Consider the following 18,242-nt stretch of genomic DNA (forward strand, 5'->3'; position numbering starts at 1 on the left):
CCACAGTCAGCCCAGGCACACCACGAGCAGGCAGAGCTGTGCCGGTGACGTCGATGCCGGTGCGGGGTCGGTCCGGGACGTGCCGGAGCTCGTGCCGCCGGGGGCCGCGGGGGCCGAGGGCCGCTCCGTTGTCGTACCGGTGCGGTCAGGGGCCGTGTCGCCCGAGGACGGGGCGGTGTTCTGCGGCTGCGGGGCCGACGGCGCGGCCGGGCGGGGAGAGGCGGTGTCGTGCGGCCGGGCGATCGGCGGCGTGGTGTGCTGGGGGGCCGGGAGGGATTGCTGCCGCGGGGCGTGGACTGCCGGTGACTGGGTCTCGGGAGTGATGTGTTCGGGAACGGTGTGCTCGGGAGCGGTGTATGACTCCCGGTGAGTGGTGGGCGGTGTCGGCGCCGGAGGAGGGTGCTGGGACGTCTGCTCCTCCTCCGCGAAGCCCATGCCTCTGTGGTTGTCCGGGGCTGTGGCCGCCTGTGCCCGGTCAGTGGCGTCACGGCCCATCGTGGCGATGGTCAGGCCGCCTCCGACGAGTGCGACGGCGGTCGCGACCGCGGCCCGGCGCTTGTTCTTCTTCCAGCGCGCCAGCTGGCGACGCCGTGCCGCCCGTCCCTGCTGCGCGGGCGGCATGTCCTCGACACCTGTGGCCGGGGCCGCGGCCGCGGCCGTGCTTGTGCCGGGCCCGGGATCTGCTGCGCCATGCAGGGGACCGTCGTGCCATGCGTCGAGGGCCTCGAACCCTCCGGACCCTCCGGACCCTCCGGACCCTCCGGACCCTCCGGACCCTCCGGACCCTCCGGACCCTCCGGACCCTTCGGCATGCGTGACGCCGGGTGCGTCGCAGGTCGTCGTCGGGGCGGCGCCCCAGGGAGAGCCGGTGCGCGTGCCGGTGGCGGGCGGCGCGATGTCCGGGGCGTAGGCGCCGCACCCGGGACACACCAGGGCGCCGTTGAGATGCCGACGACACGAGGAGCAGTAGTCCATCTGCGATCTTCCTGGGTTGCTTGCGCCGTCGGCCCACCGGGGCCACGGCCTGGTCACGTTCACACGTGGGATCGAGTGGTCAGTCACGCTAACGAGGAATTCGAAAGGCTGTGTGCAGCCCGTGCGACGCTCCTGCGCAGATTCCCCGGGCCCTTGCGTGTCTGACAGGGCCTGGGCAAGAGGGGAGCGCGTAGAGCTGTCGGGACCGGTTGATCCGGCCGTGGCGACCGGCGAAGCCGCACGCACATCGTCGGGGCCGCCGATGATGTGGTTCATCACGTAGCCGAAGGCGATGCCGCGCTCCGGGTCGGCGGCCGGGGTTTCTGCGTACCCGAGAGGGCGGTCGCCTCTTTGCCGGCGTACGAGCGCGTACTGCTTTTCCTCGCCTCCGCGCTCCTGGAATCCTCATGCAGCCGGCAGCCGTTCCTCACGCTCGGACGGAGCCGACCCGATAGCCCGCGTGAACCACTCGGAAGGCCGTGCTCGGCGAGGTCCGGACAGGGGCAGGAACATGAAGACGTCGGTCAGGAACGTGGCGGTCTTCTCCCTCGGCTCCCTCGGTGGCACGATCGTCATGACCACGGATCCCACCACCGGAGGCGTCGTACCCGCGCTGTCGGGCCACGAGCTTGCTGGTCGCGGTGACTGTCCTGGCCATGAGCGGCGTCAGCCTGAAGGTGCGGGATTTCCGACGTCTGCCCGGCGCCTCCCTGACGTTCGAGGATCTCACCGCTCTGTCGGCCGCGATCACGGCGGAGCTGGAGGCCGGTGACGTCGAGGGCGTCGCCCTGATCGCCGCCGAGCGTGGTCACCCGCAGCACGCGATCGTGGAACAGATGATCCGTGGAACTGAAGAACGGGCCGTTCGTGCACGCCCCCTCGGGCAGCTTCCAGGCGAACTCCGCCTGGCTCGCGCCGGCCGCTCTCGCCTTCGGCCCGACCCGCGCCTGCGGAATGATTGCCGGCACCATCCACTCCCGCGCGACGTCTTCGAAGCCCTCTTCGGCACCGCGCACACCCCGCCCCAACCGGCCTGACCAGGTCGTATCCAACCCGCCCGCCGAGGCCCGAGAGCTGCGGACATGTGGAAAAGCTGGGCAGACCAGCGGCCACTCCGTGCCCGCCGCCAGACGTGTTACCCCGACCACCGAAAACGATCACTCGCGAAGTAAGCCGGTGGATCCGGGCTGGAACTGCGGCCTGTGGAGTGAGTGCGGGGAAGGTGCCGGTTACCCATCGTCGCCGCTCCGCGCGGTGATTCCGGGAATCCGGCCTGGGAGCCGGGTCACAACATGGCAACTACTGGCGTTATATCGGGAAAACCACTCGCGCGTCGAACCGGGGTTGCTAGCTTGTCCAACACTTCGACGTCTTCGAAGAAGGCGTCGGAACAGTCCAACGAGGGGGACGGCATGGAGAACGGTAAAGCGCTCACAGCAGTGGGAACGGTCCTCTTCGTGATCATGGCCATACTGCTGGCCGTCGGCACCACCAGTGCAGCCCTGTTCCTCACCTACGGCGTGCTGGCGATGGCCGGCGTCCTGGCCGCAATCCTGGGAAAGAAGATCAGCGACCGGGAACAGAACCGGTAAGCGTTTCTCCCCGCCAAGAGTTCACCCACGGATCACCCCGTCGACCGGCGACCCACCCCTGCCACGAGCGGTCGGCCAGCCCCGAGGACAGGACAGGCACAGAAGGGCAGCGCATGGAGATGGAAGTCGTAGTCGGCATGTTGGTCATGTGGGCCGTGAACAAAGCTCGGCAGGCAGGCAAAGAGGTCGACGGGCTGGCCGACTACGCGGGAAAGTTGATCGTGCAGCGACTCTATCTGTTGGTGAACTCCACACTCGGTGCGGATCCGGCGATCCGGCAGCTGGTGCTGGAAGCGCAGCGTGAGGGGGATGCTTCCCCCGACACCCGGTCGCGTGCCGAGGCCGCTCTCCGGGCGAGGGCCGACCGCGATGTGGCGTTCGCGACAGAACTGCGGGAGATCCTGACGGACGCGGAGAAGGAGGGGGTGCATTCGGTGTCGAACTACAGCTCGGGAAACAACTCGGGTAACTACCTGGGGAACTTCACCGGCAACGGATTCGCGAACGTAGGAAACAACAACAAGATCAAAAATGTGGTCAAGAACATCCGGCGGAGTCCGGCAGCAGTGTTCGCTGCCCTCGCGGTTTTACTCATCGCCGGCGCCGCTGTCTGGTACTTCATCAGCCATTCGGACAGTGCTCAGGTTGCTTCATCAAAGATGGTCGGCACTTGGACTTCGTCGGACGGCACCAGCACCAAGATCTTTGGTGAAAATGGTCAGTGCAAGGGCTTCTACTACGACAACGGCGCTCCGCTCGACATCGGCGGCCCGATGCAGTGCGCCATCTCGGCCCGGCCGGACTCCGACAACCGTTACGACCTCACGGTGATCCAGACTCCCAATGAGGCGAGCTACAAGGTCGAGTTCACCTCGGCCGACCACGCACTCGTCTACTCGACCAACGGCCAGAAGCTCTACGAGCTCACACGTTTCTGACGGTGTCTTCCGTGACGCCCCGCCCACGCGTACGCCGCCGTCGGCCGTGACAACGACTTCGCCCACACCCGCGACTCCGCCCGCGAACTGATCGCAAGCCGGGACGGCCGCCAAGAAGAGCCCCGCTGGACGTACTTCCTCACCGACAACCACCTGGACCGCCAGGCCGGTTATGGCCTCATCCGGACGGGGCGTGCGCAGCAGAAGGCGGACAGTGGCTGGAAGAGCCGTCGCTTCCTCGCACAGGGGGCCGAGATGCCCAGGTCCGGGGCGTACGACGTCCCGCGCGGCGACCCAAGCCGGCGCAGGGCCCTGTTCGAGGGAGTCTGGCCGGCCCTGGGGCACAGCCCCTGGGGCACAGTGCCCACGGAGACCTGGAGCGCATGGCGCCCAGTTCACGAACGCGCACATGAGAGGGGTGCGGTGACGCGGCGATCAGGTGGGTGCGGCTGCTGCCCGCGGGGAGACCCCGTCCAAGATCTTCTCCCAGATTTCTCCCAAACGATCTCCAGGAACCACTCAGGGGCCTGATCCACTCACTGGATCAGGCCCCTGACCGGGTACTTCACTGTCGGGGTGGCGGGATTTGAACCCACGACCTCTTCGTCCCGAACGAAGCGCGCTGCCAAGCTGCGCCACACCCCGGTGTCGCTGCTTGTCGCGGCGACGACGATTACTTTAGCCCACTGGCGGCTGGAGGCGAAATCCGGTTTTGGTGGGGTGGCGGCGAACCGGGGTGGGACGGGCAGTGGAGGTGTGGGGTTACTCCCGGCCCACCAGCGTCAGCAGTGTCGCCTCCGGGGGGCAGGCGAAGCGGACCGGGGTGTAGCGGTTGGTGCCGCAGCCGGCTGAGACGTGGAGGTAGGAGGTACGGCCCTCGGAGGTGTGGGTGGACAGGCCCTTCACCCGGTCGGTGTCCAGGTCGCAGTTGGTGACCAGGGCGCCGTAGAAGGGGATGCAGAGCTGGCCGCCGTGGGTGTGGCCGGCCAGGATCAGGGGGTAGGCGTCGGCCGTGAAGGCGTCCAGGGCGCGCAGGTACGGGGCGTGGACCACGCCCATCGAGAAGTCCGCCGTGTCGGAGGGGCCGCCCGCGACCTGCGCGTAGCGGTCCCGCTTGATGTGCGGGTCGTCCAGGCCGGTCAGCTCCACCGAGACGCCTTCGACCTTGAGGGTGCCGCGCGTGTTCGTCAGGTTGAGCCAGCCGGCCTCGTCGAAGTTGTCGCGCAGGTCCTCCCACGGGTTGTGGATCGCCCCCACGGCCGGCGGGTTGCCGTTCAGCCCGTGGCGGCCGGTCGCCTTCTCCACCAGGTAGCGGGCGGGGTTGCGCAGCTTGGGGCCGTAGTAGTCGTTGGAGCCGAAGACGTACGCGCCCGGGAACTCCATCAGGGGGCCGAGGGCGTCCAGGACCTCCGGTACGCCCTCCGGGTCCGACAGGTTGTCGCCGGTGTTGATCACGAAATCGGGGCGCAGGCCGGCCAGCGAGCGGAGCCAGCGCTGCTTCTTGCGCTGGCCGCTCACCATGTGGATGTCGGAGATCTGCAGGACGCGCAAGGGGCGCATGCCGGAGGGCAGGACCGGGACCGTCACCCGTCGCAGGCGGAAGGAGCGGGCCTCGAAACCCGCCGAGTAGAGGAGGCCGGCGGCCGCAACCGCCGTGATGCCCAAGGGAACTCCGTAACGTGCGCGCATGTGCCCATCGTCTCAGGCCCGTGCTCCGCAGCGAAATCAGCAGAGGTCCGGCCGCGGAGCCAACCCGTGGGCCCGGCCCGGCAGTCGGAGTACCGGCGCGCTCCGTGAATTGACGCGCGGGTACGGGGCCGTAGCTGCGACAATCACCTTCATGACCACGCTCAAGTCGAAGCTGCACGATGACCTCAACGCCGCGATCAAGGAGCGCGACGAGCTCCGCTCCTCGACGCTCCGGCTGACGCTTGCCGCGATCACCAAGGAGGAGGTCGCGGGCAAGGAGAAGCGCGAGCTCTCCGACGACGAGGTCCTCAAGGTGATCACCAGGGAGGCCAAGAAGCGCCGGGAGGCGGCCGAGGCCTTCGCGCAGGGCGGTCGTACGGAGTCGGCCGAGCGGGAGAAGGCCGAGGGCGAGGTGCTCGCCGCCTATCTGCCCAAGCAGCTGTCCGACGAGGAGCTGAACGCGATCGTCGCCCAGGCCGTCGAGGAGGCCAGGGCGGCCGGTGCCGAGGGGCCGCGGGCCATGGGGGCGGTCATGAAGATCGTGAACCCCAAGGTCGCGGGGCAGGCCGAGGGCGGCCGGGTCGCCGCGGCGGTCAAGAAGCTGTTGGCCGGCTGAGAAGCGACTGAGCAGCATCTGATCAGCAACTGATCAGATCAACGAAAGGGGCGCCGGCTTTCAGCCGTGCGCCCCTTCGCAGTTGTTTCCGCCGTGGTGGCCGGCAGGCCCGTCAGCCGCGCTGGCCCCCGTTGCCGGTGCCCCGCGGGCCGCCGTCCTGGCCCTGGAGGAAGCCCTCCGGGACGGAGAAGGACGGGTTCGGGGCGGGGTCGCCGCCGTTGTTTCCGCCGTTCCCGCCGGGGCCGCCGATCAGGCCGCCGATGAGCCCGCCGTTGTCACCGCCGTTCCCGCGGTCCCTTCCCCTGTTCTTGTTCCGGTCCCTGTCGCCCTTCTTCTTGTCCTTCTCCGGGTCCGGGATGTCCACGAGGTGGAAGGACGGGGCGTCCTTGCCCTCGAGCGCGCCGCTCATCATGTCGCGCCAGATCGGGCCGGGGACCTGGCCACCGAAGACCTTGGAGTGCCAGACACCGCCGATCGAGATGTTGATCATCTTCCGCTTGTGCGCGGGGTCGCCGACCCAGACCGCGCCGGCCATGTTCGGCGTGTAGCCCACGAACCAGGCTGCGAAGCGGAAGTCCGTCGTACCGGTCTTGCCGGCGCTGGGGCGGCTGCCGAGGCCGGCCTGCGTGCCCGTACCGTCCTCGACCACGCCCCTGAGGAGCGTGTTGATGGTGTCGGCGGTCTTCTCCGACATCGCGCGCGAGCAGGTCGTCTTCGGGACCGCGAGTGACTTGGTCTTGCCGCCGATGCGCCGGCTGATCGACTCGATGGCGACCGGAGTGCAGTGCGTGCCGCGCGAGGCGAAGGTGGCGTAGCCGTTCGCCATGGTGAGCGGAGACATCTCCTCGGAGCCGAGGGAGATGGCCGGAGACTGGGTCATCTTCTCGCCGTCCGCCCGCTCGACGCCCATCTTCTTGGCCATCTCCGTCACCGGGCAGATGCCGATCTCGCTGATCATCTCCACGAAGTAGGTGTTGACCGACTTCGCGGTCGCCTCCTTCATGCCGTAGGGGCCGACCTCCGCCTCGTTCTCGTTCGTGAGCGAGACACCCGGCTCGTTCCACGTCTTGCCGTCGCAGGCCGCGACCGGGGTCGGGTAGTCCATCTCGTACGGCGAGGCGTACGTCTTCGTCGGGGGCATCCCGCGCTCGAGGGCCGCGGCCGCGACGATCGGCTTGAACGTCGAACCGGGCTGGTAGCCGGCGCCGCCGCCCATGGCCTGGTCGACGGAGAGGTTGATCTGCGTCTCGTTCTTGCCGAAGCCGTACGGGCGGGACTGGCCCATGGCGAGGATCTTGCCGGTACCGGGCTCGACGATGGTGGCGGCGGTGGCCACGTCGTCGCCCTGGTTGACGTGGTCCTGGATCGACTTCTGCACCGACTGCTGCGCCCGCGGGTCGAGCGTCGTACGGATGGTCAGACCGCCCTGGTTCCAGATCTTCGCCCGGTCCGCCCTGGTCTTGCCGAAGACGGGGTCGTTCAGGAACACGTTGCGGACGTAGTCGCAGAAGAAGCCCGCGCCCTTGACCGCCGTGATGCAGCCGTTGCGCGGCGGGGTGATCTTCAGACCCAGCGGCTCCTTCTTGGCCTTGTCGGCCTCCGCCTGGGAGACGTCGCCGACGTCGGCCATCCGCTGCAGCACGACGTTGCGCCGCTTGGTGGCCTCCGCCGTGTCGTTGGCCGGGGCGTAGCGGCTCGGCGACTGGACGATGCCGGCCAGCAGCGCCGCCTCCGGGAGGGTCAGGTCCTTGGCGTGCTTGGAGAAGTAGCGCTGGGAGGCGGCCTCGACGCCGTAGGCCTGCTGGCCGAAGAAGGTGATGTTGAGGTAGTTCTCGAGGATCTTCTTCTTGCCCAGGTCCTGCTCGACCTGGATCGCGTACTTCAGTTCCTTGATCTTGCGGCCGAGGGTCTGCTGGGTGGCCTGGGCGACCTTCGTCGGGTCGTCGCCGGCCTCCTCCACGAAGACGTTCTTCACGTACTGCTGGGTGAGGGTGGAGGCGCCCTGGGTGACTTCGCCGCTCTGCGCGTTCTTGTTGAGCGCGCGCAGCACGCCCTTCAGGTCGATCGCGCCGTGCTCGTAGAAGCGCGAGTCCTCGATCGCGACGATCGCCTTCTGCATGTACGGCGAGATGTCCTTCAGCTCCACCACCGTACGGTCGCGGGAGTAGACCTGGGCGATCTGGCCGCCGCGGTTGTCCAGGATCGTGGTGCGCTGGCTGAGCGGCGGACGCTTGAGGTTGGCCGGGATCTCGTCGAACCCCTCGACCGATCCCTTGGCCGCAAGGCCCAGCGCGCCGGCCGCGGGCAGCGCGATACCGGCCATCACAACTCCCGCGAGCACACTGACACCGAGGAACTTGGCGGCCTGCTGCGTGGGCGACAGGCCTCCACCCGAGCGCTTCTTTGGCATGAGGGCAGCCTACGTTCTCATTCGCCGGACACGCGTATATGCCTTGGCCTAAGCTGCTCTCACTGTCACAGCTGTGCGGCTACGTATCAATACGTCCGGCGGCCTCGGAACGTTCCGGATCCGCTCGATTTTTTGGGCGAGGTGGTCCCGGGGTGTGTCGGGGCGCGCTGCGAGGATGTGTGGGGTGCGTGTCCGAATTCGCCTTGTGTGCCACCTGGCGTCCGTTGTGGAGCACCGTAATTGCCCCGTGGTGCCGGTGAAGTCGCATATGTCGCCGGCTCACTCCCCCGGGTGATCTGCCGCTTCCCCATAGTCCGTTCGGACCATTCAAGATTGGGCCCGTTGGGGGTGTTGCGCCGTGCCCACCTTCCGTAACGTCCTCAACTGGCGGCGGTGAATATGCCGCTGTCGCCGTGGGGGAGCCTCGATTCGGGAGAGGACGGCGCCGGTATGGGCTGGGTAACCGACTGGAGTGCGCAGGCGGCCTGCCGCACTGCCGATCCGGATGAACTGTTCGTTCAAGGAGCAGCGCAGAACAGGGCCAAGGCGGTGTGCACCGGGTGTCCGGTTCGCACTGAATGTCTCGCCGACGCGCTCGACAACCGCGTGGAGTTCGGTGTCTGGGGAGGCATGACGGAGCGTGAACGCCGTGCGCTGCTGCGTCGGCGGCCGACCGTCACGTCCTGGCGCCGGTTGCTGGAGACGGCGCGCATGGAGTACGAGCGTGGGGCGGGCATGGTGCCCCTCGAAGGTGACCAGGTGTACGAGAACTACGCGGCGGTGGGCTGAGACGTCCCCCTGGGCCGGGCTGGGCGGGCTGAGGCATTCTCCTGGGCTGCGTGCGTCAGGCACCCGGCTCGGGTAGCTCGCGGCGGTTGTCCGCGAGCCGGTTTCCGATGTCCCGCAGCCCCGCGAGGTCGTGCACATCGCCGGGGAGCGCGGCCACTTCGGCCACCGCCACCTCGGGGTGCAGGGCGGTGAAGCGGTCACGCGTGCGCTGCTCGCGGAAGAGCAGCCGCATGCGCTCGGCGTGCAGCCTCAGCAGACCCGCGGTGACCTGGTCGACGGACGGGTCCGGGTCCGGGCCAGGGGCGTCCGGGCCAGGGTCGGAGTCAGGGGAGCCGTCGGAAGCGGGTGCATCGGTGCCGGTGGGCGCGTCGGTGTCGACGCGAGGCGCACCGGGATCGGGATGAGAAGCGGGAGAGTCTGAACTGCCGTACGTGTCGGGAGAGTTACGAAATCCTTTCCCGTCCTCCTGATCCACAATGCGGGATTCCTCAAGATTTTCCGCGGCGGCCAGCGCCCGCTCGGCCGACAGCTGGCCGGCGCCGCTGCCGTGCACCCGGTTGAGCACCAGACCGGCCAGGGGCATCCTCTCCGCGGCCAGTCGCTCCACGAAGTACGCGGCCTCGCGCAGCGCGTCGCGCTCCGGGGCCGCGACCACCAGGAACGCTGTCCCGGGCGCCTGCAGCAGCTTGTACGTGGCGTCCGCGCGCGTGCGGAAACCGCCGAAGGTGGTGTCCATCGCGGCCACGAACGTCTGGACGTCCTTGAGCAGCTGACCGCCCAGCAGCTTGCCGAGCGTGCCGGTCATCATCGACATCCCGACGTTCAGGAACGCCATGCCCGCGCGCCCGCCCAGCTTCGCCGGGGCCGTCAGCAGCCGGATCAGCCGGCCGTCGAGGAAGGAGCCGAGCCGCTTGGGGGCGTCCAGGAAGTCCAGTGCGGAGCGGGACGGCGGGGTGTCGACGACGATGAGGTCCCACTCGTCCTTGGCCCGCAGCTGGCCCAGCTTCTCCATGGCCATGTACTCCTGCGTGCCGGCGAAGCCCGCGGAGAGCGACTGGTAGAAGGGGTTGGCCAGGATCGCGGCCGCCCGCTCGGAGTCCGCGTGCGCCTCGACGACCTCGTCGAAGGTGCGCTTCATGTCGAGCATCATGGCGTGCAGCTCGCCATCACCCTCTGTTCCCTTGACCCGGCGCGGCACGTTGTCGAGCGAGTCGATGCCCATGGACTGGGCGAGCCGGCGGGCCGGGTCGATGGTCAGGACGACCACCTTGCGGCCCCGTTCGGCGGCGCGCAGTCCGAGTGCGGCGGCGGTGGTCGTCTTGCCGACCCCGCCCGAGCCGCAGCACACCACGATCCGGGTCTTGGGGTCGTCGAGCAGCGGGTCGATGTCGAGCATGCGCGCGGGTGCGAGGCGACGGGCGCTCTCGTGCGCGCGTGGGCCGTCGTGCGCACGGGAGCCGTCGTGCGTGCGTGACGTCTCATGTGCCTGTGCCGGGTCCGGGCTCATGACATCCCCTGCTTCCGCAGCTCGGTCGCCAGTTCGTACAGGCCCGCCAGGTCCATGCCCTCGGCGAGCAGTGGCAGTTCGTGCAGCGGCAGACCCAGCTCGCCCAGCACGGACCGCTGCTCCTGCTCCAGCGCGTACCGCTCGGCGTACTCCTCGGCCTGCTCCAGCAGCGGTTCCACCAGCCGCTCGGCGTTCCCGCCGCGCCGCGCGCCGCCGAGTCCGGCGGAGGACAGCGACCGGGCGAGGGCGGTGCGCGGAACGGTCCGTACGAGTTCCAGGTCTTCCGCGTCCAACACCTGCGGACGCACCATGTTGACGATGGCCCGGCCCACCGGCAGCCGGGCGGCGCGCAGTTCGGCGATGCCGTCGACCGTCTCCTGGACGGGCATCTCCTCCAGCAGCGTCACCAGGTGCACGGCCGTCTCGGCCGACTTCAGCACCCGCATCACCGCCTGGGCCTGATTGTGTATCGGGCCGATCTTCGCCAGGCCCGCCACCTCGTCGTTGACGTTGAGGAAGCGGGTGATGCGCCCGGTGGGCGGCGCGTCCATGACGACGTAGTCGTAGACGAACCGTCCGCCGCGGTCCTTGCGCCGTACCGCCTCGCACGCCTTGCCGGTCAGCAGGACGTCCCTGAGTCCGGGCGCGATGGTGGTGGCGAAGTCGATGGCGCCGAGCTTCTTCAGGGCCCGGCCGGCACTGCCCAGCTTGTAGAACATCTGAAGGTAGTCCAGCAAGGCCTGCTCGGGGTCGATGGCGAGCGCGTACACCTCCCCGCCCCCGGGAGCGACCGCGATCTTCCGTTCTTCATAGGGCAGCGCCTCCGTTTCGAAGAGTTGTGCGATGCCCTGCCGGCCCTCGACCTCGACGAGGAGCGTCCGCTTCCCCGCCGTGGCCAGGGCCAGCGCGAGAGCGGCGGCGACCGTCGTCTTTCCGGTCCCGCCCTTGCCGCTGACGACCTGGAGCCTGCTCACGTCTTCGAGCCTAACCAGTCCGCCCTCCTCACACGCGGGAGGCTGTGGACAACCGCTGTCGTGGTCGGCCGCATGCCGGGCGTCCGGCAGGGGCTACAGTCGGCCACATGACCAAGAAGTGGGAATACGCGACCGTGCCGCTGCTCATCCACGCCACGAAGCAGATCCTGGACACCTGGGGCGAGGACGGCTGGGAGCTCGTCCAGGTCGTGCCCGGGCCGAACCAGGAGCAGCTGGTGGCCTACCTGAAGCGGGAGAAGCAGGGATGAGCGCGGTCGAGGCGAAGCTGGCCGAACTGGGCCTGACGCTGCCGGAGGTCGTGCCGCCGCTGGCCGCCTACCAGCCGGCCGTGCGCTCCGGCGTGTACGTCTACACCGCCGGCCAGCTGCCGATGGTGGACGGCAAGCTGCAGGTCACCGGCAAGGTCGGCCACGAGGTCACCCCGGAGGAGGCCAAGGACCTGGCGCGTATCTGCGCGCTGAACGCCCTCGCCGCCGTCAAGTCCGCCGCGGGCGACCTGGACCGTGTCGCGCGTGTGGTGAAGGTCGTGGGCTTCGTCGCCTCCGCCCCGGACTTCACCGGCCAGCCGGGTGTCGTCAACGGTGCCAGCGAGCTGCTGGCCGAGGTCCTCGGCGACAAGGGCGTGCACGCGCGCAGTGCGGTCGGCGTGGCGGTACTGCCGCTGGACGCGCCCGTGGAGGTGGAGATCCAGGTCGAGCTGGAGCCGTAGGCCCCGCCGTCAGGACCCGGCAGGGACCGGCGAGGCTCGGCAGGGCCCGGAACAGGCCCTGACCTCGGGACCCCTCTCGAACATTCGCCCACCACGGGATAGCCTCCGCCCATGGCGAATGGGCAGTGGTTTCCCCCGGACTGGCCGGAACGCATCCGCGCGTTCGCGGACGGCACCCTCGTCCCGGTCACGCCGAAGCGCGCGGCCACCGTGATGCTCCTGAAGGACACCGACGCCGGTCCCGCCGTGCACATGCTGCGCAGACGCGCCTCCATGGCCTTCGCCGGAGGCGCGTACGCCTACCCGGGCGGTGGCGTCGACCCCCGTGACGACGACCACCTGGTCCGCTGGGCGGGTCCCACGCGCGCGTGGTGGGCCGGCCGGCTCGGCGTCGACGAGAGCGCGGCCCAGGCGATCGTCTGCGCGGCCGTCCGGGAGACGTACGAGGAGGCCGGCGTCCTGCTCGCCGGACCCGACGCCGACTCGGTCGTCGGCGACACCACGGGCGCAAACTGGGAGGCCGACCGTGCCGCCCTGGTCGCCCGTGAGCTGTCCTTCGCGGACTTCCTGGACCGCCGGGGCCTGGTGCTGCGCTCGGACCTGCTGGGCGCCTGGACACGCTGGATCACCCCGGAGTTCGAGGCCCGCCGCTACGACACCTGGTTCTTCGTGGCCGCGCTCCCCGAGGGCCAGCGCACCCGGAACGCCTCCACGGAGGCCGACCGTACGGTGTGGATCCGCCCCGAGGACGCGGCGGCCGCGTACGACAAGGGTGAGCTGCTGATGATGCCGCCCACCATCGCCACCCTGCGCCAGCTGATCCCCTGCGGCAGCCCGGCCGGGGCGCTCACGGCCGCGCGGGAACGCGACCTTGCCCCCGTCCTCGCGCAGGCCCGCCTGGCGGACGACGGGATCGTCCTGTCCTGGCCGGGCCACGACGAGTTCACCCAGCACATCCCGATCGGGGCGGCTCCCGCGTGAGCCGCGGATCCCGCACGGCAGACGTCCAGGAAGGTCTCTTCGCATGACGGACGCAGCAGCGCTCCCCGGGCAGCCCCGGGGCAGTGTCCTCACCGGTCCCGCCACCGCGCGGGCCGTCAACGTCCTCGCGCCCAACGCGTCCCCCATGACCCTGGACGGCACCAACACCTGGATCGTCTCGGAGCCGGACTCCGACCTGGCCGTGGTGATCGACCCGGGGCCGCTGGACGAGGGCCATCTGACCAACGTGGTCGACATGGCGGAGAGGGCGGGCAAGCGCGTCGCGCTGACCCTGCTGACGCACGGCCACCCCGACCACGCGGAGGGCGCCGCCCGCTTCGCCGAGCTGACCCGCACGCGTGTGCGTGCGCTCGATCCGGCCCTGCGGCTGGGCGACGAGGGCCTGGGCGCCGGGGACGTGATCAAGGTGGGCGGTCTGGAGCTGAGGGTCGTACCGACCCCCGGGCACACCTCCGACTCCCTCTGCTTCCACCTCCCGGCCGACCGGGCGGTCCTCACCGGCGACACGATCCTGGGCCGCGGCACGACGGTCGTGGCGCACCCCGACGGCCGCCTGGGCGACTACCTGGACTCCCTGCGGCGCCTGAGGTCCCTCACGGTCGACGACGGCGTCCATACGGTCCTGCCAGGCCACGGCCCCGTCCTGGAGGACGCCCAGGGCGCCGTCGAGTACTACCTCGCCCACCGCGCCCACCGGCTCGCCCAGATCGAAACGGCCGTCGAGAACGGCCACCGCACCCCGTCCGAGGTCGTCGCCCACGTGTACGCCGACGTGGACCGCACCCTGTGGCCGGCGGCGGAGCTGTCGGTACGGGCCCAGCTGGACTACCTGGAGGAGCACGGGCTCATCTGACGGGCTGATCCGGAGGAGCACGGGCTCCTCCGGCGGCACGGAAACGGGCCCCGTCCCACCAAGGGGACGGGGCCCGTCGAAGTACGCCGTACGGCCGCCGTCAGCGCGAGCGCTTCGCGAGGCGCTCCACGTCCAGCAGGATCACCGCGCGGGCCTCCAGGCGGAGCCAGCCGCGCTGGGCGAAGTCGGCCAGGGCCTTGTTCACGGTCTCGCGGGAGGCGCCGACCAGCTGGGCCAGCTCCTCCTGGGTGAGGTCGTGGACGACGTGGATGCCCTCCTCGGACTGCACGCCGAAGCGGCGGGAGAGATCCAGCAGGGCGCGGGCGACACGGCCCGGCACATCGGAGAAGACCAGGTCGGACATCTGGTCGTTGGTCTTGCGCAGGCGCCGGGCGACGGCGCGCAGCAGGGCGCCGGCCACCTCGGGCCGGGCGTTGAGCCAGGGCTGGAGGTCGCCGTGGCCCAGGGCCAGCAGCTTGACCTCGGTCAGCGCGGTCGCGGTCGCGGTGCGCGGGCCCGGATCGAACAGCGACAGCTCGCCGATGAGCTCGCCGGGGCCCACGACGGCCAGCATGTTCTCGCGTCCGTCCGGGGACGTGCGGTGCAGCTTGACCTTGCCCTCGGTGACCACGTAGAGACGGTCGCCCGGGTCGCCCTCGTGGAACAACGAGTCGCCACGTGCGAGGGTCACCTCCGTCATGGAGGCGCGGAGCTCCGCGGCCTGCTCGTCGTCGAGCGCCGCGAAGAGCGGATTGCGCCGCAGAACGTCGTCCACGAGTTCTCTCCTTGTCGACCTGCTCAGGGGAGTCTGCACCCCTGTGTGCCAGGGGTCCGTGTTCCCCATTTTGCCGGACGGTCCAAACAGTGTGATCTGTCACAAGGATGCCGCACAGGTGTCCCGGGGTACGCGGCAGGGGGCCAATCGGGGCCCGATCCCCGGGCTCCGGGGCGGATGTCGGTGCCGGGCTCTAGGCTGGCCGGGTGTCCAAGTCGCCGGTGAGAGCACAGGTCGAGGGGGCTGCGCGGGTGGTTGTACATCAAAGTTCCGCCTTGGGCGAACAAGAGCCCGACGATGGAACGAATGCGGCAGAAGCGGCGGAAAGGGCTCCTGTGAAAAAGGCCTCCGCGAAGAAGGCCTCCGCGCAGAAGGCCTCCGCGGAGAAGGCCGCGCCTCCCAAGAAGGTGACCGTCGCGCCGAAGAAGGCCACTGCCACCGTCAAGAAGGCTCCGTCCGCGAAGACCGTCGCCCCGAAGCCGCCGCGGAACGAGTCGCGCACCGCCCTGGTCCGCCGCGCCCGCCGGATCAACCGCGAGCTCGCCGAGGTGTACCCCTACGCCCACCCCGAACTGGACTTCGAGAACCCCTTCCAGCTGCTGGTCGCCACGGTCCTGTCCGCCCAGACCACGGACCTGAGGGTCAACCAGACGACACCCGCGCTGTTCGCCAAGTACCCCACCCCCGAAGACCTCGCCACCGCCAACCCGGAGGAGGTCGAGGAGATCCTGCGGCCCACCGGCTTCTTCCGGGCCAAGACCAAGTCGGTCATGGGCCTGTCCAAGGTGCTGGTGGAGGAGTTCGGCGGCGAGGTCCCGGGCCGGCTCGAGGACCTCGTCAAGCTGCCCGGCGTCGGCCGCAAGACCGCCTTCGTGGTCCTCGGCAACGCCTTCGGCCGCCCCGGCATCACCGTGGACACGCACTTCCAGCGGCTGGTGCGGCGCTGGCAGTGGACCGAGGAGACCGATCCCGACAAGATCGAGGCCGCTGTCGGCGCGCTCTTCCCCAAGAGCGACTGGACGATGCTCTCGCACCACGTGATCTTCCACGGCCGCCGTATCTGCCACGCCCGCAAGCCCGCGTGCGGCGCCTGCCCGATCGCCCCGTTGTGCCCTGCGTACGGCGAGGGCGAGACGGACCCGGAGAAGGCGAAGAAACTGCTCAAGTACGAGAAGGGTGGCTTCCCGGGCCAGCGCCTCAAGCCCCCGCAGTCCTACCTGGACGCGGGCGGCAGGCCGGCACCGCCGCTGGGGGCGGGATGACGCCGACGGGGCCCGCACGGACCCGCGGCGGGCGGAATGATCTCGGTGCCGTCGGGCGTTGGACACGACAGGACGGCGGGTGGACGGCGACGAGTGCGGACCACGGGACCGGACGACGGCGACGGGTACGGGGGTGGCGATGACGCGGGCGAGTGAGACGGCGAGCGGCACGCGGGGCGGCTCCGCGGGGCTCAGTACGGAGGGGCTGCCGGGCTGGCTGCAGCCGGTTGTGCGGGTCGTCGAGACGGTCCAGCCCGTCCAGCTGAGCCGCTTCCTGCCACCGGAGAACGGCGCGGGGCGCCAGTCCGCCGTCCTGGTCCTCTTCGGGCAGGGCGAGTGTGGGCCCGAGCTGCTGCTCATGGAGCGTGCGAGCTCCCTGCGCTCACACGCCGGCCAGCCGTCCTTCCCCGGCGGTGCCCTCGACCCGGAGGACGGCGACCCGCAGGGCGAGGGCCCGCTGCGGGCCGCGCTGCGCGAGGCCGAGGAGGAGACCGGGCTCGACCCGGGCGGCGTCCAGCTGTTCGGCGCGCTGCCCCGGCTGTACATCCCGGTCAGCGAATTCGTAGTCACCCCCGTGCTCGGCTGGTGGCGCGAGCCCAGCCCGGTCGGCGTCGTCGACCCGGCGGAGACCGCCCGCGTCTTCACCGTCCCGGTGGCGGATCTCACGGACCCGGACAACCGGGCCACGACCGTCCACCCCAGCGGCCACCGGGGTCCGGCATTCCTGGTCGAATCGGCCCTGGTGTGGGGGTTCACCGCCGGGGTCATCGACCGTCTCCTCCACTACGCCGGCTGGGAGCGGCCCTGGGACCGCGCCAAGCAGGTCCCGCTCGACTGGCGGTCATGACAGGGTGGGCACCGCCGCCGGGTCCCCGGCCGGCCTGCGGCGATCGGAACATGATGAGGCGAGGCTCGACGCGGTGAACGTGCTGGACATCCTGCTGCTGATCGCCGCCGCGTGGTTCGCGGTCGTGGGCTTCCGTCAGGGATTCGTCGTCGGCGTCCTGTCGGTGGTCGGCTTCCTGGGCGGCGGACTCGTCGCCGTGTACGCGCTCCCAGTCATCTGGGACGTCCTGACGGACAACACACCCGTCGGCACCGCCGCGGCGGCCGTCGCGGTCATCGTCGTGGTCGTCTGCGCCTCGGTCGGCCAGGCCCTGACCACGCATCTCGGCAGCAAGCTGCGGGTCTACATCACCTGGTCCCCGGCCCGCGCCCTGGACGCCACCGGCGGCGTCCTGGTCAACGTCGCCGCCCTGCTCTTCGTCGCCTGGCTGATCGGCTCCCTCCTGGGCCGTACGACGATACCGACCATCGGCAAGGAGGTCCGCAACTCCAAGGTGCTCATCGGGATCTCCGACGTGCTGCCCGACCAGGCCGACAACTGGTTCACGCACTTCACCTCGGCCCTCGAGCAGAACGGCTTCCCACAGGTCTTCAGCCCGTTCGCCGACGAGCCCATCACCGACGTACGGCCCCCGGACCCGGCCCTGGCCGACAGCGCCGTCGCCCTGCGCGCCAAGCAGTCCGTCGTCAAGGTCATGGGCACCGCGCGCAGCTGCGGCAAGGTCCTCGAGGGCACCGGCTTCGTCTTCGGAGAACGCCGTGTCATGACCAACGCGCACGTCGTCGGGGGCGTCGACGAGCCCACCGTCCAGATAGGCGGCGAGGGCAGGAAGTACGACGCCACCGTCGTCCTGTACGACTGGCGCCGCGACATCGCCGTGCTCGACGTGCCGGACCTCAAGGCGCCCGCCCTGCAGTTCACGGACACGGACGCGCACAGCGGTGACAGCGCCATCGTCGCCGGCTTCCCGGAGAACGGGCCCTACGACGTCCGTGCCGCACGGGTACGCGGGCGCATCGCGGCCAACGGCCCGGACATCTACCACCGCGGCACCATCCGCCGTGACGTCTACTCGCTGTACGCGACCGTCCGTCAGGGCAACTCCGGCGGCCCGCTGCTCACGCCCGACGGCAAGGTGTACGGCGTGGTGTTCGCCAAGTCCCTCGACGACGCCGACACCGGTTACGCGCTCACGGTGGACGAGATCCGGCAGGACATCGCCCAGGGGCGTACCGCGATTCAGCAGGTGGGCAGCGACAACTGCGCACTGTAGGCCGGGTGGA

At 70.0% G+C, this 18,242-nt stretch carries 18 protein-coding genes and 1 tRNA gene; 11 read left to right on the top strand and 8 right to left on the bottom strand.

Going from position 1 to position 18,242, the window contains the following annotated elements; genetic code table 11:
* Window positions 1-6: 6 nt before the first annotated feature.
* Together DEP02_RS35875 and DEP02_RS33525 are read right to left on the bottom strand one after the other, a co-directional pair.
* Complete coding sequence (locus DEP02_RS35875) at window positions 7-1,251, bottom strand: SCO2400 family protein (protein ID WP_438947774.1); 1,245 nt, start codon at window positions 1,249-1,251, stop codon at window positions 7-9.
* A gap of 296 nt (window positions 1,252-1,547) precedes the next feature.
* Window positions 1,548-1,991 carry a hypothetical protein gene (locus DEP02_RS33525; protein WP_157977474.1) on the bottom strand — a complete coding sequence of 148 codons (444 nt, stop codon included), beginning with the start codon at window positions 1,989-1,991 and terminating at the stop codon, window positions 1,548-1,550.
* Between the two features lie 396 nt (window positions 1,992-2,387).
* Between DEP02_RS33525 and DEP02_RS33530 the strand changes: the two genes are divergently transcribed.
* On the top strand, window positions 2,388-2,567 hold the full coding sequence (locus DEP02_RS33530) for a hypothetical protein (RefSeq protein ID WP_157977475.1): 180 nt from the start codon (window positions 2,388-2,390) through the stop codon (window positions 2,565-2,567).
* Between the two features lie 113 nt (window positions 2,568-2,680).
* The gene (locus DEP02_RS17690; RefSeq protein WP_112468496.1) at window positions 2,681-3,505 is read left to right on the top strand and encodes a hypothetical protein; all 825 of its coding nucleotides are present in this window, start codon (window positions 2,681-2,683) and stop codon (window positions 3,503-3,505) included.
* A 571-nt stretch (window positions 3,506-4,076) separates the two neighbouring features.
* Here DEP02_RS17690 and DEP02_RS17700 read toward each other — a convergent pair.
* A tRNA-Pro gene (locus DEP02_RS17700) sits at window positions 4,077-4,150 on the bottom strand.
* 117 nt (window positions 4,151-4,267) lie between these two features.
* Entirely contained in the window at window positions 4,268-5,194 is a 927-nt protein-coding gene (locus DEP02_RS17705) for a metallophosphoesterase (protein WP_112468498.1), read from the bottom strand.
* A gap of 151 nt (window positions 5,195-5,345) precedes the next feature.
* On the opposite strand from DEP02_RS17705, the gene DEP02_RS17710 reads away from it, so the two are divergent.
* The gene (locus DEP02_RS17710) at window positions 5,346-5,810 is read left to right on the top strand and encodes a GatB/YqeY domain-containing protein (RefSeq protein ID WP_112468500.1); all 465 of its coding nucleotides are present in this window, start codon (window positions 5,346-5,348) and stop codon (window positions 5,808-5,810) included.
* A 112-nt stretch (window positions 5,811-5,922) separates the two neighbouring features.
* On the opposite strand, the gene DEP02_RS17715 is transcribed toward DEP02_RS17710, so the two are convergent.
* Window positions 5,923-8,220 carry a transglycosylase domain-containing protein gene (locus DEP02_RS17715; RefSeq protein WP_112468503.1) on the bottom strand — a complete coding sequence of 766 codons (2,298 nt, stop codon included), beginning with the start codon at window positions 8,218-8,220 and terminating at the stop codon, window positions 5,923-5,925.
* A 450-nt stretch (window positions 8,221-8,670) separates the two neighbouring features.
* On the opposite strand from DEP02_RS17715, the gene DEP02_RS17725 reads away from it, so the two are divergent.
* Complete coding sequence (locus tag DEP02_RS17725) at window positions 8,671-9,009, top strand: WhiB family transcriptional regulator (protein ID WP_198668476.1); 339 nt, start codon at window positions 8,671-8,673, stop codon at window positions 9,007-9,009.
* A gap of 55 nt (window positions 9,010-9,064) precedes the next feature.
* Here DEP02_RS17725 and bagB read toward each other — a convergent pair whose 3' ends face one another.
* Both bagB and bagA read right to left on the bottom strand, forming a co-directional pair.
* The gene (gene bagB, locus DEP02_RS17730) at window positions 9,065-10,516 is read right to left on the bottom strand and encodes an ATPase BagB (protein ID WP_112468507.1); all 1,452 of its coding nucleotides are present in this window, start codon (window positions 10,514-10,516) and stop codon (window positions 9,065-9,067) included.
* Entirely contained in the window at window positions 10,513-11,490 is a 978-nt protein-coding gene (gene bagA, locus DEP02_RS17735; RefSeq protein WP_112468509.1) for an ATPase BagA, read from the bottom strand. The genes bagB and bagA overlap by 4 nt, the downstream gene beginning before the upstream one ends.
* Before the next feature lie 107 nt (window positions 11,491-11,597).
* On the opposite strand from bagA, the gene sp36 reads away from it, so the two are divergent.
* The 4 genes from sp36 (at window position 11,598) to DEP02_RS17750 (ending at window position 14,075) form a co-directional block, all read left to right on the top strand.
* Window positions 11,598-11,759, top strand: coding sequence for a Sp36 family protein (sp36, locus tag DEP02_RS33165; protein ID WP_117434527.1), 162 nt, complete (start codon window positions 11,598-11,600; stop codon window positions 11,757-11,759).
* Window positions 11,756-12,220, top strand: a complete 465-nt coding sequence (locus tag DEP02_RS17740; RefSeq protein WP_112468511.1) for a RidA family protein — start codon at window positions 11,756-11,758, stop codon at window positions 12,218-12,220. The genes sp36 and DEP02_RS17740 overlap by 4 nt, the downstream gene beginning before the upstream one ends.
* A gap of 111 nt (window positions 12,221-12,331) precedes the next feature.
* Entirely contained in the window at window positions 12,332-13,201 is an 870-nt protein-coding gene (locus DEP02_RS17745; protein WP_112468513.1) for an NUDIX hydrolase, read from the top strand.
* Between the two features lie 43 nt (window positions 13,202-13,244).
* A complete protein-coding gene (locus tag DEP02_RS17750) occupies window positions 13,245-14,075 on the top strand; it encodes an MBL fold metallo-hydrolase (protein ID WP_112468516.1) in 831 nt (276 codons plus the stop codon).
* A 100-nt stretch (window positions 14,076-14,175) separates the two neighbouring features.
* Here DEP02_RS17750 and DEP02_RS17755 read toward each other — a convergent pair whose 3' ends face one another.
* Window positions 14,176-14,850 carry a Crp/Fnr family transcriptional regulator gene (locus DEP02_RS17755; protein WP_073947085.1) on the bottom strand — a complete coding sequence of 225 codons (675 nt, stop codon included), beginning with the start codon at window positions 14,848-14,850 and terminating at the stop codon, window positions 14,176-14,178.
* A gap of 335 nt (window positions 14,851-15,185) precedes the next feature.
* Here DEP02_RS17755 and nth point away from each other — a divergent pair, with 335 nt between their 5' ends.
* The 3 genes from nth (at window position 15,186) to DEP02_RS17770 (ending at window position 18,232) form a co-directional block, all read left to right on the top strand.
* Window positions 15,186-16,112, top strand: coding sequence for an endonuclease III (gene nth, locus DEP02_RS17760; RefSeq protein ID WP_112468518.1), 927 nt, complete (start codon window positions 15,186-15,188; stop codon window positions 16,110-16,112).
* Window positions 16,113-16,251: 139 nt separating this feature from the next.
* Window positions 16,252-16,959 carry an NUDIX hydrolase gene (locus DEP02_RS17765; RefSeq protein WP_112468540.1) on the top strand — a complete coding sequence of 236 codons (708 nt, stop codon included), beginning with the start codon at window positions 16,252-16,254 and terminating at the stop codon, window positions 16,957-16,959.
* Between the two features lie 73 nt (window positions 16,960-17,032).
* On the top strand, window positions 17,033-18,232 hold the full coding sequence (locus DEP02_RS17770; protein WP_112468542.1) for a MarP family serine protease: 1,200 nt from the start codon (window positions 17,033-17,035) through the stop codon (window positions 18,230-18,232).
* Window positions 18,233-18,242: the final 10 nt, after the last annotated feature.

Origin of the sequence: Streptomyces triticisoli (assembly GCF_003270085.1) — a bacterium.
Lineage (GTDB): Bacteria > Actinomycetota > Actinomycetes > Streptomycetales > Streptomycetaceae > Streptomyces > Streptomyces triticisoli.

What these genes read in the sequence shown, in the direction of transcription:
- DEP02_RS17705 (WP_112468498.1), bottom strand. Translation starts at nt 5,194, where the DNA reads ATGCGCGCACGTTACGGAGTTCCCTTGGGCATCACGGCGGTTGCGGCC.
- sp36 (WP_117434527.1), top strand. Translation starts at nt 11,598, where the DNA reads ATGACCAAGAAGTGGGAATACGCGACCGTGCCGCTGCTCATCCACGCC.
- DEP02_RS17690 (WP_112468496.1), top strand. Translation starts at nt 2,681, where the DNA reads ATGGAGATGGAAGTCGTAGTCGGCATGTTGGTCATGTGGGCCGTGAAC.
- DEP02_RS17750 (WP_112468516.1), top strand. Translation starts at nt 13,245, where the DNA reads ATGACGGACGCAGCAGCGCTCCCCGGGCAGCCCCGGGGCAGTGTCCTC.
- DEP02_RS17725 (WP_198668476.1), top strand. Translation starts at nt 8,671, where the DNA reads ATGGGCTGGGTAACCGACTGGAGTGCGCAGGCGGCCTGCCGCACTGCC.
- DEP02_RS17710 (WP_112468500.1), top strand. Translation starts at nt 5,346, where the DNA reads ATGACCACGCTCAAGTCGAAGCTGCACGATGACCTCAACGCCGCGATC.
- DEP02_RS33530 (WP_157977475.1), top strand. Translation starts at nt 2,388, where the DNA reads ATGGAGAACGGTAAAGCGCTCACAGCAGTGGGAACGGTCCTCTTCGTG.
- DEP02_RS35875 (WP_438947774.1), bottom strand. Translation starts at nt 1,251, where the DNA reads ATGAACCACATCATCGGCGGCCCCGACGATGTGCGTGCGGCTTCGCCG.
- DEP02_RS17745 (WP_112468513.1), top strand. Translation starts at nt 12,332, where the DNA reads ATGGCGAATGGGCAGTGGTTTCCCCCGGACTGGCCGGAACGCATCCGC.
- DEP02_RS17715 (WP_112468503.1), bottom strand. Translation starts at nt 8,220, where the DNA reads ATGCCAAAGAAGCGCTCGGGTGGAGGCCTGTCGCCCACGCAGCAGGCC.
- bagB (WP_112468507.1), bottom strand. Translation starts at nt 10,516, where the DNA reads ATGAGCCCGGACCCGGCACAGGCACATGAGACGTCACGCACGCACGAC.
- DEP02_RS17765 (WP_112468540.1), top strand. Translation starts at nt 16,252, where the DNA reads ATGACGCGGGCGAGTGAGACGGCGAGCGGCACGCGGGGCGGCTCCGCG.
- DEP02_RS17740 (WP_112468511.1), top strand. Translation starts at nt 11,756, where the DNA reads ATGAGCGCGGTCGAGGCGAAGCTGGCCGAACTGGGCCTGACGCTGCCG.